The organism is Vibrio sp. Vb0937 (assembly GCF_033338855.1).
On sequence record NZ_JAWOTK010000015.1, the window covers coordinates 1 to 14,033 of the forward strand.

A 14,033-nucleotide genomic window follows, 5' to 3' on the forward strand; every position below is an offset into this window, starting at 1 on the left:
TCAGCGAGGTGGCATTATAGAGATTGCGATCACATTGGCAAGCCCTTTTTCTCGTTTTTTTTGATTTTTTTATCGTTCGGATAAATTTGCATCAAAAGCGGTCAAAAGAGCACGTTATTTCTACAGTTCTCTAAATTTATCTGTGAAAAGAGCCACTTTTTCCCAATTGGTGTACTCCACCTCTTTGGTCGTATCGGTTTCGCCACCCGTCATCGACATAATGAACCTAATCATAGTTCTGTCGAACCAGCTATAACGTGGGTAATAAAGTGCACCAGCAAAAACACCGATTAGCGTTGGTTTCCAAGGGGACTTAATTAGGAACTTGCGAATGTAGGCACTACCTTCAGGTGTATCCTTTCCTTGGTCCTCTTTACGAGCGGTTAAGTTTACGCAGAAAAATGCCACTTTATTTTGCTCCAATTGATTGAGGTTTCGCTCAATAAACTGGTATAGCTTTTTATTAAGATGGCCATAGCGAATAGAGGCGCCTATCAATACTCTGTCGTATTGGCTGAAGTCAATCGTCTCGACATTATGTAAATCCACCAGATCACAATCGAAGTCTGGAAGTTGTTCATCTATATAGTGGAGAATTTTTTTAGTCTGCCCTTCGCGGGAAGAGTATAGAAATAATGCTTTTGCCACGATTTCCCCTTAGCTACGCCAAAACGTCGGCGTAAGTAGAATAAGTAAGGTAAAGATTTCCAAACGACCAAACAGCATAGAAACTATTAATACCCATTTTGCTTTGTCGTTAACATCACCAAAGTGAAGCGCCACTTCTCCCAAGCCAGGACCGAGGTTGTTCAGAGTCGCAGCCACCGCAGAGAACGCACTGAGCTCATCCATTCCTGTTGCAATCAACCCCAACATACAAACCACAAATACCAATGCGTATGCGGAGAAGAAACCCCAAACCGCATCGACAACACGTTGCGGTAGGGCACTGCCACCTACTTTGATGGTGTAAACCGCGCGTGGATGGACTAAACGTTTTAGTTCACGCGCACCTTGTAAGGTAAGAAGCAGGATACGGATCACTTTCATGCCGCCGCCTGTTGAACCAGCACAACCACCTATAAAGGAAGAGAACAATAACAGCACAGGTAAGAAGAGCGGCCAATCCGCAAAACCTGTTGTCGTAAAGCCCGCTGTTGTGGATATTGATACGGTTTGGAACAGAGCCTGATCGAAAGCATCGTATGTCGATGTGTAAGAGTGATGTTTCAGTAATAATAGAAAGCAAATGATAAATAGCAGCACTTGAATAAACAAGAAGGCGCGAAACTCAGGATCTTTCCAGTAATACTTGGGATGTACGCCACCTGATGCAAATGCAGCAAAGTGCAGTGTGTAATTACATGCAGATATAAGCAGAAAAACCACCGTAATCAGGTTAATCGCGTAACTATCAAAGTATCCGATGCTGGCATCGTGGGTAGAGAAGCCGCCAATAGCAATGGTGGAAAAGCTGTGACTGATGGCGTCAAATGGCGTCATACCAGCTAACCAAAAAGCCGAAGCACAGGCGATAGTCAGGCTCAAATAGATGTACCAAAGCGCCTTAGCAGTTTCTGCTATGCGCGGCGTCACTTTAGTGTCCTTGACTGGACCAGGGATCTCGGCGCGGTAAAGCTGCATACCACCGATGCCAAGTACTGGCAAAATCGCCACCGCTAATACGATGATTCCCATACCGCCGAACCACTGCAGTAACTGTCGATAGAATAGAATCGCTTTAGGTAACTCATCCAAACCAACAATAACGGTCGCCCCGGTCGTCGTGAGAGCAGAAAACGATTCAAAAAACGCATCTGTCACTGAGACGTTCGGGTTGTCAGCAATGAGAAAGGGGATCGAGCCTGCACTGCCAAGTACTGTCCAGAATAAGACGACAATAAGAAAGCCATCTCGAGCTTTAAGCTCGTGCTTATACCTGCGGTTTGGGTACCAACAAACGGCCCCACAAAACAGCAGAACAAAAAATGTCGTGACAAAAGGCACACCAGCACCATCTCGATAGATCAGCGCAACGAGTGCTGGCGCAAGCATAGTGACACTAAAGAGTGCGAGCAGTAGCCCGACGATTCGAATAATTGAACGAAATTGCATGGATAAATTGACTAGCGAAGCTGTCCCTGTTGCTTCCTGTTTTTCATTATTGTCCGTCTAGCGGAGTGACAATTGCCTTTGCCCCGCTTTTATTGATGATTGCTTGGGTAAACGCGCTCACTTCTCGAAGCTCAATTTCCACCACTAATACTACCTGATCGCTGTATTCAGCCTCGACTTCTATCGCACCAAATTGCGGCATGATTGATTGTGCGATAGGCATAAACCCATAGTCTAACGTTAGTCTGAGCTTTGTGGTTATTTTTTTCTCAATAGTTTGAAGCAGCTTGAGCGCTTGTTGAACCCCACCCCCATACGCTTTAACCAAGCCGCCTGTACCTAACTTGATTCCACCAGAGTATCGCGTGACCACAGCCGTGATCTCCCCCACCCCAGATCCAGACAGCTGCGCCAGGATTGGTTTGCCTGCCGTCCCTGAAGGTTCTCCATCATCACTAAAGCCCCACTTCATCGAATCTTCTGGTCGACCAGCAACAAAGCCCCAACAGTTATGTCTAGCATCAGCGTGTTTAGCTTTGATTTGATCAACAAATGCTTTTGCAGCTTCGATACTTGGCGTGTGTGTCAAATAAGTAATGAAGACGCTCTTTTTAATTTCTTCTTCAAATTGAGCGGGCTCTGCTGGAATCAGATAAGGCTTGTCATTCATAGGATTATGGATTCATGTCTATTTGCCTGAAGTCTATCACGAGTGTTATTTACCCGTCGCATAAGATCTGCCACAGCGCACAATGTTAAACACTTGTTTAAAAAATGTATTGAAATTAAACAGTCCACGATCCAAACTAACTTTACTGGTCAAACCAGAACAAAAATAAAACGACTTCCTCGATACCTATTTGCCGAGGTACACGGCGTCGTTGAAATAGGTATACAGACAATCCACGATTGTATGTCATGGAGATAGACAATGATTTACCAAGCCGAAACCCTACAGGTAAAGGAAATACAAGATGGTATTGCAGAGCTAAGCTTCTGCTCTCCAAAATCCGTCAACAAACTCGACCTAGCGACATTGGAATCGCTAGATAAAGCTCTTGATGCGCTCATTGCCCATCAAGGCCTCAAGGGATTGTTGCTCACTTCAGATAAAGACGCATTCATTGTAGGCGCAGACATTACCGAGTTTTTAGGTCTGTTTGCTAAAACGGATGCCGAGCTCGACCAATGGCTGCAATTTGCTAATAGCATCTTTAACAAATTAGAAGACTTACCCGTTCCGACCATCTCAGTGATCAAAGGCCACGCTCTTGGTGGCGGTTGTGAATGTGTGCTAGCAACAGACATGCGTATTGGTGACAAAACCACCAGCATCGGCCTACCAGAAACGAAACTGGGAATCATGCCTGGCTTTGGTGGTTGTGTACGCTTACCTCGCGTTATTGGCGCAGACAGCGCAATGGAAATCATCACCCAAGGTAAAGCATGCCGAGCTGATGAAGCATTGAAAATTGGCTTACTCGATGCAGTTGTAGAGACTGATGCTTTATACGAATCAGCACTACAAACTCTTAACTCTGCAATTAATGAGAAACTTGACTGGCAAGCACGCCGAGCACAGAAAACATCTCCGCTAACGCTGAGTAAGCTTGAATCAATGATGAGCTTCACCATGGCGAAGGGTCTGGTGGCACAAAAAGCAGGTCCTCACTACCCTGCCCCAATGACAGCCGTTATCACGATTGAAGAAGGTGCTCGCTTTGCACGTAATGAAGCGTTAGACATTGAACGTAAGCACTTCGTGAAATTGGCTAAATCGGAAGAAGCAAAATCACTCGTTGGCCTCTTCCTTAATGATCAATACATCAAAGGCATTGCGAAAAAAGCAGCGAAGTCAGCAAGTAAAGACACGCAACGTGCAGCCGTATTAGGTGCAGGTATCATGGGTGGCGGCATTGCTTACCAATCAGCGCTAAAAGGTGTGCCAGTCTTGATGAAAGACATCGCACAAGCGTCGCTCGACCTAGGCATGACTGAAGCATCTAAGCTGCTGAATAAACGCTTATCTCGCGGTCGCATTGATGGCTTTAAGATGGCGGGTATTTTAGCATCAATCACACCGAGCTTACATTACGCAGGTATTGAAAACTCTGATGTGATTGTTGAAGCTGTCGTTGAAAACCCGAAAGTAAAAACAGCAGTTTTAAGTGAAGTTGAATCCCATGTCGGTGACGACACCGTTATCACCTCAAACACTTCGACGATTCCTATCAACCTATTGGCAAAATCACTAAAACGCCCAGAAAACTTCTGTGGTATGCACTTCTTCAACCCAGTGCATCGTATGCCTCTTGTTGAGATCATCCGTGGTGAGCACACCTCTGATGAAACCATCAATCGTGTTGTGGCGTATGCTGCGAAAATGGGCAAATCACCAATTGTCGTTAATGACTGCCCAGGGTTCTTCGTTAACCGCGTATTGTTCCCATACTTTGGCGGCTTCAGCATGCTACTTCGTGATGGTGCTGACTTTACGAAAATCGACAAAGTCATGGAGCGTAAGTTTGGCTGGCCGATGGGACCGGCGTACTTACTTGACGTAGTCGGCATTGATACCGCGCACCACGCACAAGCTGTGATGGCTGACGGTTTCCCTGAGCGTATGGGTAAACAAGGTCGTGATGCGATTGATGCACTATTCGAAGCAGACAAATATGGTCAGAAAAATGGTAATGGCTTCTACAGCTACACCATAGATAAAAAAGGTAAGCCGAAGAAAACCTTCTCCGAAGCGATCTTACCGGTACTTGCTGACGTTTGTGCCGATAAGCAGGACTTTGACGATCAGACCATCATTCAACGTATGATGATTCCAATGATCAACGAAGTGGTGCTGTGCCTACAAGAAGGCATCATCGCAACTCCGCAGGAAGCAGATATGGCGTTGGTTTATGGTCTTGGTTTCCCTCCATTCCGCGGTGGCGTATTCCGTTATCTAGACAGCGTGGGTATTGCTGAATACGTTGAAATGGCAAAACAACACGCCGAGCTAGGTGCGATGTACCAAGTACCGCAAATGCTGATTGATATGGCGGCGAAAGGTGAAAGCTTTTACGGTGCACAACAGCAAGGTTCTATCTAAGGAGGGATTCTAAAATGACTAATCAAACAAGAAATGTTGTCGTAGTCGATTGTCTACGTACTCCAATGGGTCGCTCTAAAGGTGGTGCTTTCCGTCATACACGAGCAGAAGATCTATCTGCGCGCCTAATGAAAGGCATTCTTGCGCGTAACCCACAAGTGAACCCAAGCGAGATTGAAGACATCTACTGGGGCTGTGTACAGCAAACACTAGAGCAAGGCTTTAACGTTGCACGTAATGCCGCGCTACTCGCGGGCCTGCCGATTGAAATTGGCGCCGTGACGGTTAACCGCTTGTGTGGTTCATCAATGCAAGCGCTTCACGACGGTACACGTGCCATCATGACTGGCGATGCTGAAATCTGCCTAATTGGTGGTGTTGAGCACATGGGGCATGTGCCAATGAACCACGGTGTAGACTTTCACCCAGGTATGTCAAAGAACGTAGCAAAAGCTGCGGGTATGATGGGCTTAACGGCTGAAATGCTTGGTAAATTACATGGTATTAGCCGTGAGCAACAAGACGAGTTTGCCGCTCGCTCTCACGCTCGTGCGCACGCAGCAACCGTAGAGGGTCGTTTTAAAAACGAAATTCTACCAATTGAAGGCCACGCAGCAGACGGCACACTGTTCACTCTGGATTACGACGAAGTGATTCGCCCTGAAACATCCGTTGAAGGTCTATCTCAACTTCGCCCAGTGTTCGACCCTGCAAACGGTACAGTAACAGCCGGTACATCATCGGCTCTGTCTGATGGTGCATCAGCGATGTTGATCATGAGTGAAGAGAAAGCCAATGAGCTTGGCTTGAAGATTCGTGCACGTATTAAAGGCATGGCCATTGCGGGCTGCGATCCTTCTATTATGGGTTACGGTCCTGTACCTGCGACGAAAAAAGCGCTCAAGCGTGCCGGTCTTTCAATTGAAGACATGGATGTGGTTGAGCTAAACGAAGCATTTGCCGCGCAGTCTCTGCCGTGTGCTAAAGACTTAGGCCTGCTTGATGTTATGGATGAGAAGGTCAACCTTAACGGTGGTGCGATAGCATTGGGTCATCCACTAGGCTGTTCTGGTTCACGTATCTCAACAACGTTGATCAACCTAATGGAAGCGAAAGACGCGAAATACGGTCTGGCCACCATGTGTATCGGTTTGGGTCAGGGCATTGCGACAGTATTTGAACGACCATAACAGTTCAAGACGTTGTTGTAGTGATCGAGCCAACAATCATAAGCAAATGAACTAGTACTAAAATTTTTAGTATTACACTTAAGGGCGACAATTGATGTCGCCCTTTGTTTTACATCAAACATGCATGAAGAGCATACATTAAATGCTCAAGTTTCATTTTATTCATAGACAAAGAAGACATACACTTAGACCAGTTGATATCTTGCTGCATGTGACCCAGAGTCATGCTACCGCACAATCGGAGAACCTTATGTTTAATGCTCTAGTTCTAAATCAAGAAGACAGACGTACTATCGCTAACATCGAGCAAATCGATGAAACACAACTGCCTGAAGGCGACGTTCTGATTGACGTTGATTACTCATCGTTAAACTACAAAGACGGTCTTGCGATCACAGGTAAAGGTAAAATCATCCGTAACTTCCCGATGGTGCCAGGTATTGACCTAGCAGGTACGGTAGTAAGCTCAGAAGACGACCGCTACCAAGCTGGTGACAAAGTTGTCCTTACTGGCTGGGGCGTGGGTGAAAACCACTGGGGTGGTATGTCTCAGCGTGCTCGTCTAAAAGCAGATTGGCTAGTACCACTACCAAAAGGTCTAGACAGCAAGAAAGCAATGATGGTTGGTACTGCTGGCTTCACTGGTATGCTGTGTGTTCAAGCACTGCTTGATGCAGGCATCAAACCTGAAAATGGCGAAATCCTAGTAACTGGCGCAAGTGGCGGTGTAGGCTCAGTCGCAGTAACGCTTCTAGCACAGCTTGGCTACAAAGTTGCTGCAGTGACAGGTCGTGTAGAGAAAAACGGCCCGCTACTTGAAAAACTAGGTGCTAGCCGCATCATCGACCGTACTGAATTTGAAGAACCAGCACGTCCGCTTGAAAAACAAGTATGGGCAGGTGCGGTTGATACTGTAGGCAGCAAAGTACTAGCAAAAGTATTGGCGCAAATGGATTACAACAGTGCAGTTGCAGCTTGTGGTCTTGCAGGTGGTTTTGATCTACCAACCACAGTGATGCCGTTCATACTACGTAATGTTCGCCTACAAGGTGTGGACTCAGTAATGTGCCCTACAGAGAAACGTATCGCTGCATGGGAAAAGCTGGTCGAGCTACTACCAGACAGCTACTTCGAGCAAGCGTGTACTGAAGTTGCTCTTGCTGAAGCACCGAAATATGCAGAAGACATCACCAACGGTCAAGTAACGGGTCGTGTGGTTATCAAGCTATAAACACTGACTCAGTGTAAACAGACGAAGAGCCGGCATTGCTGGCTCTTTTTTGTTAGCAGTTCAGTCCCATATCTTCGATACGTTTAGCTATCAGACGGCTACACTCTTCACGCACAATCGTTCTTAACCATTCTTGAGCAGGAGAATGCTCGCAACGCGCATGCCAAATCATCGAGTATTCAAATGGAGTAAATTGGAATGGTAACGGTTTCACCACCAAGTCATAACGCTCGGCAACCAGATACGCCAAATCCGCTGGCACTGTGATGATAATTGGCAAGGTATCCATGATCGCCAATGCGGCTTCTAAATGATAAGCCCGCAGAACCATTTTACGCTTAGGTTTCTCCATCAAAGCTTGTTCGATCAGTGCCTTAACACCATCACTGATGGCGATCATGGCATGTGGATGACTCAGATAATCATCCAAGCTCATTTCTTTATTCGCTAATGGATGCTGTTTTGAAAGCATACACAGCACCCCCACTCGCCCCAACACTTCACTGCGTAGAGGCTCCACCGGGCCTGTCGGGCGACAAATCGCTAAGTCTGCACCTTCATAAGTGAGCTGATCTGATAAACGGTCGTGTTGCAGTGGTAAGAAGTTGAAAGACACGTTTGGTGCTTCTTGGTAAATTCTCGGCAAAGCGAACGGTAAGATCGTTTGCATGGCATAATCGGTGGTCACGATGTTGAAAGTCTGTACGCATTGCAATGGGTCAAACTCAACCGGAGATAACAACTGACGTAAAGACTCTAATGGCTCGCCCAATGAGCGATCGATCTCTAACGCTTTCTGAGTTGGGATCAAATGCTGTCCCTGACGAGTAAACAGCGGGTCTCCCAATAAGTCGCGTAGACGACCAAGCACACGACTCATTGCCGATTGACTCAAGTTCAGACGTGTTGCCGCCTTACTGACACTGTTTTCTTCTATCAGTACTCGCAACGCAACCAGTAAATTTAAATCTCGGCGATAGATATCTTCCAGTTCCACGAATTAGCCACTTATTTTGTATGTGTTTGGGTAAATTGTACTCTTTAGGCAAAAAAAATCCCGCCTTTCAGCGGGGAAGCCCAAGAAAAATGGGGATAGTGTCGGAATGAAGTGTCGGTAAAAAATAGGTGAGCGTTATTAAAAGCATTCTGATCCAAGCAAGAAGCGCTAATTTTCTTGCTCAGATGCGCCAGACCATCTGCGCATCTCGATCCAAATCCCAATAATAGTGGCAACCATGCCTACTAGAGGCGTCAAAGAGGTGTCAGCTGGCGTCCTGAGTACCAATGCACAAAACGAGATAAAACACAGCACTGAGTAAATCGTAAGTCTGTCTAACGCTGTTAACATTGCCTCTCCCTTGCCAGTTGTTACCAAATTGTTAATTTAAGGTAAAACAAAAAATTCGGTTTGCCAAGTGGTTATTGAATATTTTTTCAACGAAAGTAAAATTCAACGCTCAGTTAGTTACGAGAATCACACTATGAGCTTTAATCCTGAACTGGCAAACAAGACATTAGAGGCGGAAGGACTGCGCTGCCCAGAGCCAGTGATGATGGTCAGGAAGACAATTCGCAACATGCAAGATGGTGAGATTTTGCTGGTCAAAGCAGACGATCCATCCACAACTCGAGACATTCCGAGTTTCTGCCGCTTTATGGACCACCAATTAGTTGCGGCACAAACGGAGCAAGTTCCGTATCAGTACCTGATCAAGAAAGGATTGGAATAATCTGGTCGAACTAAAAACGGCAGCCAATATTGGCTGCCGTTTGTTTATTCGTCGTATTCGAGTGTGCGAACTTCTGATTGGAGCTTGTTAAGTTGTTTCTTCATTGCCCGCATCTCTTCATGCATAGGAATGATGTGAGCGACACGAATCCACGCTTCTACTGTCAATCCAGTAAGGACGAACGATCCTGCTACAATCGGTAACCACATATCAGTTAGCACCATCGCTAGTAAACACAGCGCTAAACCAAAAGTGAATAAATAACTCTGACTCTTCGGGGACATCCCCATGTAACGTGTAAGCATAAACTTGCCCTCTCGCTATCATTCACACCATTAAACTACCATGACAAGTATGACACTTATATGTCATCCGTCACGCAACGGAACGATTTAGAGTCAGAGTTTGAACTCGCGCAGCACGCCACTAATGATTGATAACTCACATCATTTCACGTGCAAAAAATCAGAACAGTGCAGCCCCTATTGCCAGAGCAATAAACAAAAATGCGGTGATTTTACGGATCAGCCCTAAAGGCATCTTGTCGGCCGACAATTTACCAATCAGGACCACAGGTACATTCGCCAGCAGCATACCGATTGTGGTACCGATAATCACCAAACTTAACGCATCCGCGTATTGCGCCCCTAAGATGGAAGTGGCGATCTGAGTTTTATCGCCTATCTCCGCAACGAAGAACGCGATAAAGCTGGCAATAAATGGGCCTCGATTAGAAATCTGCTCGTCATCATCCAGTTTGTCCGGGATCAGAACCCAAGCCGCCATCGCGACAAAACTGACCACCAGCACCCACTTTAAAATCTCAGGTGATAGATAGTCTGCGACAACCACACCTAACCATGCAGCCAAAGCGTGGTTGGCAATAGTTGCCAAAAAGATTGCTGCAATAATTGGGATTGGTTTTCGGTAACGACTTGCAAGTAATAGAGATAGCAATTGGGTCTTATCGCCAATTTCTGCTAACGCTACAGTAGTAATTGAAATAGCTAAAACGCTCACGACATGCTCATTGGGGCAGGGATTATTATTTTTAACCGAAGACAAACCTCACGCCCCTACCCCGGTTCGTGATGATTTGTCTAAGGTCTTGCTAAACTTGAAAGGCTTCAAGTCTCGAACGCCATGGTGATTTTGCACCAATTATGTTGACGGACGAACCAGATGAAACAGAAACTTCATCAGGTAAGCTACTCCCCAAAGACAGGCGCAATTCTAGCCACCTTTGTTGCGCTTCTCAAGAGCCAAAGCAGGCAAAAACTCCCTTTTAGGAAAAATACAGCAGATAACGCGGTAAAAATTCATTAAAGGAGAAAATCGCCCACGAATTAATCAAGATTAGCTCTACTCCCATGCTCAATATCTGGTTATACTAGATTGTTAATTTATTCAACCGTAATTACTCTTTATCGCCGTTGTTAGAGTTGAAAAACTCGGCATAGATGACGAATTAACGAGTAACAAGAGAATCGCGCGAACCTGACTTATGCAAAAATACGATATCAAAACCTTCCAGGGAATGATCCTCGCGCTGCAGGATTATTGGGCTCAAAATGGTTGTACCATTGTTCAACCGCTAGATATGGAAGTGGGTGCGGGTACCTCTCACCCAATGACCTGTCTACGAGCGCTTGGCCCAGAGCCAATGTCGACAGCTTACGTACAACCTTCACGTCGTCCTACTGATGGCCGTTACGGTGAAAACCCTAACCGTCTTCAGCACTACTACCAATTCCAAGTAGCGCTAAAACCATCGCCTGACAATATTCAAGAGTTGTACCTTGGCTCCCTTGAAGTTCTTGGTATTGACCCTCTTGTACACGACATCCGTTTCGTAGAAGACAACTGGGAAAACCCAACACTAGGCGCATGGGGTCTGGGCTGGGAAGTTTGGCTAAACGGCATGGAAGTGACCCAGTTTACTTACTTCCAGCAAGTTGGTGGTCTTGAGTGTAAACCAGTAACTGGTGAAATCACTTACGGTATCGAACGTCTAGCAATGTACATCCAAGAAGTAGACTCTGTTTACGACCTAGTTTGGAACATCGCACCAGACGGCAGCAAAGTGACTTACGGTGATATCTTCCACCAAAACGAAGTAGAGCAATCAACTTACAACTTCGAGCACGCAGACGTTGAATTCCTATTTGGTTTCTTCGAACAGTGTGAAAAAGAGTGTAAAGAACTACTTGAGCTTGAAAAGCCACTGCCACTGCCTGCTTACGAACGCATTCTAAAAGCTGGCCACGCATTCAACCTACTAGATGCGCGTAAAGCGATCTCAGTAACTGAACGCCAACGTTACATCCTACGCATCCGCAACCTGACGAAAGCAGTTGCAGAAGCATACTACGCATCGCGTGAAGCTCTTGGCTTCCCAATGTGTAAGAAAGAACAAGCGTAAGGGGTAGAGTAACATGGCAAAAGAATTTCTAATCGAGCTAGGTACAGAAGAGCTACCACCAACGCAACTTCGCACTCTAGCTGAAGCATTCGCAGCAAACTTCGAAGCAGAACTAAAAGGCGCTGAGCTTGCTCACGAAGGCGTGAAATGGTTCGCGGCACCTCGTCGTCTTGCACTTAAAGTAGCAGCACTAGCAGACAGCCAGTCTGACAAAGTTGTTGAAAAGCGTGGTCCTGCAGTTTCTGCAGCGTTTGACGCGGAAGGCAACCCAACAAAAGCGGCTCAAGGCTGGGCACGCGGTTGTGGCATCACGGTTGACCAAGCAGAGCGCATGGTTACAGACAAAGGCGAATGGCTACTGTTCAAGCAAGAAGTGAAAGGTCAGCCAACGTCTGAGATCGTAGTTGAACTTGCAGCGAAAGCACTAGCGAACCTACCTATCGCAAAACCAATGCGCTGGGGCAACAAAACGACTCAATTTATCCGTCCAGTTAAGACGCTAACCATGCTAATGGGCAGCGACCTAATCGAAGGCGAGATCCTTGGTGTTGCTTCTGACCGCACTATCCGTGGTCACCGCTTCATGGGTGAGCAAGAGTTCACTATCGATTCTGCTGAGCAATACCCTGCGATTCTAGAAGAGCGCGGTAAAGTAATGGCAGATTACGAAGCGCGTAAAGCAATCATCCTAGCTGACGCACAAAAAGCGGCAGCAGCGGTTAGCGGTATCGCTGACCTAGAAGATGACCTAGTAGAAGAAGTAACGTCTCTGGTTGAATGGCCAGTGGTACTAACAGCGAAGTTTGAAGAAGAGTTCCTAAAAGTGCCTTCTGAAGCGTTGGTATACACCATGAAAGGTGACCAAAAATACTTCCCTGTTTACGACGAAAACAAGAAGCTACTACCTAACTTCATCTTCGTATCGAACATCGAATCAAAAGAGCCTCGTTACGTAATCGAAGGTAACGAGAAAGTGGTTCGCCCTCGTCTTGCAGACGCAGAGTTCTTCTTCAACACAGACCGTAAGCGTCCGCTTATCGACCGTCTACCTGAACTAGAGCAAGCGATCTTCCAAAAGCAACTGGGTACGATCAAAGACAAAACAGACCGCATCACAGAGCTTGCTGGCTACATTGCTGAGCAAATCGGTGCTGACGTTGAGAAATCAAAGCGTGCTGGTCTACTAGCAAAATGTGACCTAATGACCTCAATGGTATTCGAATTCACGGATACTCAAGGTGTTATGGGTATGCACTATGCTCGCCACGACGGTGAAGCAGAAGAAGTTGCAGTAGCACTGAACGAGCAATACATGCCTCGTTTCGCAGGTGATGAACTGCCATCAAACGGTGTTTCAACTGCAGTTGCAATGGCAGACAAACTAGACACTATCGTAGGTATCTTCGGTATTGGTCAAGCACCTAAAGGCAGCGATCCATTCGCACTACGCCGCGCATCTCTAGGTGTACTACGTATCATCGTTGAATACGGCTACAACCTAGATCTTGTTGACCTAGTTGCGAAAGCGAAGTCACTGTTTGGCGACCGCCTAACCAACGACAACGTTGAACAAGACGTTATCGAGTTCATGCTTGGTCGTTTCCGTGCTTGGTACCAAGACGAAGGCTTCAGCGTAGACATCATTCAAGCGGTTCTAGCTCGTCGTCCGACTAAACCAGCAGACTTCGACCAACGTGTTAAAGCGGTTTCTCACTTCCGTGAACTAGAAGCAGCAGAGTCTCTAGCAGCAGCGAACAAACGTGTAGGTAACATCCTAGCGAAATTCGACGGTGAACTAGCAGCAGACATCGACCTAGCACTTCTACAAGAAGACGCAGAGAAAGCACTAGCAGAAAGCGTTGAAGTAATGACCGAAGCGCTAGAGCCAGCATTTGCTACAGGTAACTACCAAGAAGCCCTAAGCAAGCTAGCTGACCTACGTGAACCAGTTGACGCGTTCTTTGATAACGTAATGGTAATGGCAGACGACGAAGCACTTAAGAAGAACCGTCTGACACTACTGAACAACCTGCGTAACCTGTTCCTACAGATCGCAGACATTTCTTTGCTTCAAAAGTAATTCATTACTCTTAGAAGTGATTAAGAAATAAGTGAAAGGGAAGCAGATGCTTCCCTTTTTTGTTGCCTTCAAACCGATGAAGGTGACGCTTATTATTCATTTTGTGAACAAGACTAAAATTTGTAGGGTGAGACGCGTTTAACTTGTTGGTGTAGAGCTCGG

13 protein-coding genes are annotated in these 14,033 nt (G+C 46.2%); 6 read left to right on the forward strand and 7 right to left on the reverse strand.

Features of this window, described 5'->3' with window-relative positions:
* Positions 1–120: 120 nt before the first annotated feature.
* Genes hemG through R7P67_RS16605 form a run of 3 tightly spaced genes read right to left on the reverse strand, consistent with a single transcriptional unit; the run spans position 121 to position 2,785 of the window.
* Positions 121–648, reverse strand: coding sequence for a menaquinone-dependent protoporphyrinogen IX dehydrogenase (gene hemG, locus R7P67_RS16595; protein ID WP_213877810.1), 528 nt, complete (start codon positions 646–648; stop codon positions 121–123).
* Positions 649–657: 9 nt separating this feature from the next.
* Complete coding sequence (locus R7P67_RS16600) at positions 658–2,115, reverse strand: TrkH family potassium uptake protein (protein ID WP_005378893.1); 1,458 nt, start codon at positions 2,113–2,115, stop codon at positions 658–660.
* 46 nt (positions 2,116–2,161) lie between these two features.
* Complete coding sequence (locus R7P67_RS16605) at positions 2,162–2,785, reverse strand: YigZ family protein (RefSeq protein ID WP_213877812.1); 624 nt, start codon at positions 2,783–2,785, stop codon at positions 2,162–2,164.
* Positions 2,786–3,046: 261 nt separating this feature from the next.
* On the opposite strand from R7P67_RS16605, the gene fadB reads away from it, so the two are divergent.
* The 3 genes from fadB to R7P67_RS16620 all read left to right on the forward strand — a co-directional run bounded on the left by fadB (position 3,047) and on the right by R7P67_RS16620 (position 7,639).
* Positions 3,047–5,218 carry a fatty acid oxidation complex subunit alpha FadB gene (gene fadB, locus R7P67_RS16610; RefSeq protein ID WP_186584584.1) on the forward strand — a complete coding sequence of 724 codons (2,172 nt, stop codon included), beginning with the start codon at positions 3,047–3,049 and terminating at the stop codon, positions 5,216–5,218.
* A 14-nt stretch (positions 5,219–5,232) separates the two neighbouring features.
* Positions 5,233–6,408, forward strand: coding sequence for an acetyl-CoA C-acyltransferase FadA (fadA, locus tag R7P67_RS16615; RefSeq protein ID WP_006743176.1), 1,176 nt, complete (start codon positions 5,233–5,235; stop codon positions 6,406–6,408).
* 250 nt (positions 6,409–6,658) lie between these two features.
* A complete protein-coding gene (locus R7P67_RS16620; protein ID WP_262646302.1) occupies positions 6,659–7,639 on the forward strand; it encodes an MDR family oxidoreductase in 981 nt (326 codons plus the stop codon).
* A gap of 52 nt (positions 7,640–7,691) precedes the next feature.
* Here the strand turns inward: R7P67_RS16620 and R7P67_RS16625 are convergent, their stop codons facing one another.
* Together R7P67_RS16625 and R7P67_RS16630 are read right to left on the reverse strand one after the other, a co-directional pair.
* Positions 7,692–8,636, reverse strand: a complete 945-nt coding sequence (locus tag R7P67_RS16625) for a LysR family transcriptional regulator (RefSeq protein ID WP_017821924.1) — start codon at positions 8,634–8,636, stop codon at positions 7,692–7,694.
* A gap of 168 nt (positions 8,637–8,804) precedes the next feature.
* Positions 8,805–8,987, reverse strand: coding sequence for a hypothetical protein (locus R7P67_RS16630; protein ID WP_005378880.1), 183 nt, complete (start codon positions 8,985–8,987; stop codon positions 8,805–8,807).
* A 133-nt stretch (positions 8,988–9,120) separates the two neighbouring features.
* Between R7P67_RS16630 and tusA the strand changes: the two genes are divergently transcribed.
* Positions 9,121–9,369, forward strand: coding sequence for a sulfurtransferase TusA (gene tusA, locus R7P67_RS16635; RefSeq protein WP_005378879.1), 249 nt, complete (start codon positions 9,121–9,123; stop codon positions 9,367–9,369).
* Positions 9,370–9,413: 44 nt separating this feature from the next.
* On the opposite strand, the gene R7P67_RS16640 is transcribed toward tusA, so the two are convergent.
* Complete coding sequence (locus tag R7P67_RS16640; protein WP_005378878.1) at positions 9,414–9,674, reverse strand: hypothetical protein; 261 nt, start codon at positions 9,672–9,674, stop codon at positions 9,414–9,416.
* Between the two features lie 160 nt (positions 9,675–9,834).
* On the reverse strand, positions 9,835–10,389 hold the full coding sequence (locus R7P67_RS16645) for a TMEM165/GDT1 family protein (protein ID WP_005378877.1): 555 nt from the start codon (positions 10,387–10,389) through the stop codon (positions 9,835–9,837).
* Positions 10,390–10,873: 484 nt separating this feature from the next.
* Between R7P67_RS16645 and glyQ the strand changes: the two genes are divergently transcribed.
* Positions 10,874–11,791, forward strand: a complete 918-nt coding sequence (gene glyQ / locus R7P67_RS16650) for a glycine--tRNA ligase subunit alpha (RefSeq protein WP_005383818.1) — start codon at positions 10,874–10,876, stop codon at positions 11,789–11,791.
* A gap of 13 nt (positions 11,792–11,804) precedes the next feature.
* Entirely contained in the window at positions 11,805–13,871 is a 2,067-nt protein-coding gene (gene glyS / locus R7P67_RS16655; protein WP_262654150.1) for a glycine--tRNA ligase subunit beta, read from the forward strand.
* Positions 13,872–14,033 lie beyond the last annotated feature (162 nt).

Coding starts and splice junctions, on each gene's coding strand:
- R7P67_RS16600 (WP_005378893.1), bottom strand. CDS start 2,115: ATGCAATTTCGTTCAATTATTCGAATCGTCGGGCTACTGCTCGCACTC.
- R7P67_RS16640 (WP_005378878.1), bottom strand. CDS start 9,674: ATGCTTACACGTTACATGGGGATGTCCCCGAAGAGTCAGAGTTATTTA.
- R7P67_RS16605 (WP_213877812.1), bottom strand. CDS start 2,785: ATGAATGACAAGCCTTATCTGATTCCAGCAGAGCCCGCTCAATTTGAA.
- glyQ (WP_005383818.1), top strand. CDS start 10,874: ATGCAAAAATACGATATCAAAACCTTCCAGGGAATGATCCTCGCGCTG.
- R7P67_RS16630 (WP_005378880.1), bottom strand. CDS start 8,987: ATGTTAACAGCGTTAGACAGACTTACGATTTACTCAGTGCTGTGTTTT.
- tusA (WP_005378879.1), top strand. CDS start 9,121: ATGAGCTTTAATCCTGAACTGGCAAACAAGACATTAGAGGCGGAAGGA.
- fadB (WP_186584584.1), top strand. CDS start 3,047: ATGATTTACCAAGCCGAAACCCTACAGGTAAAGGAAATACAAGATGGT.
- glyS (WP_262654150.1), top strand. CDS start 11,805: ATGGCAAAAGAATTTCTAATCGAGCTAGGTACAGAAGAGCTACCACCA.
- fadA (WP_006743176.1), top strand. CDS start 5,233: ATGACTAATCAAACAAGAAATGTTGTCGTAGTCGATTGTCTACGTACT.
- R7P67_RS16620 (WP_262646302.1), top strand. CDS start 6,659: ATGTTTAATGCTCTAGTTCTAAATCAAGAAGACAGACGTACTATCGCT.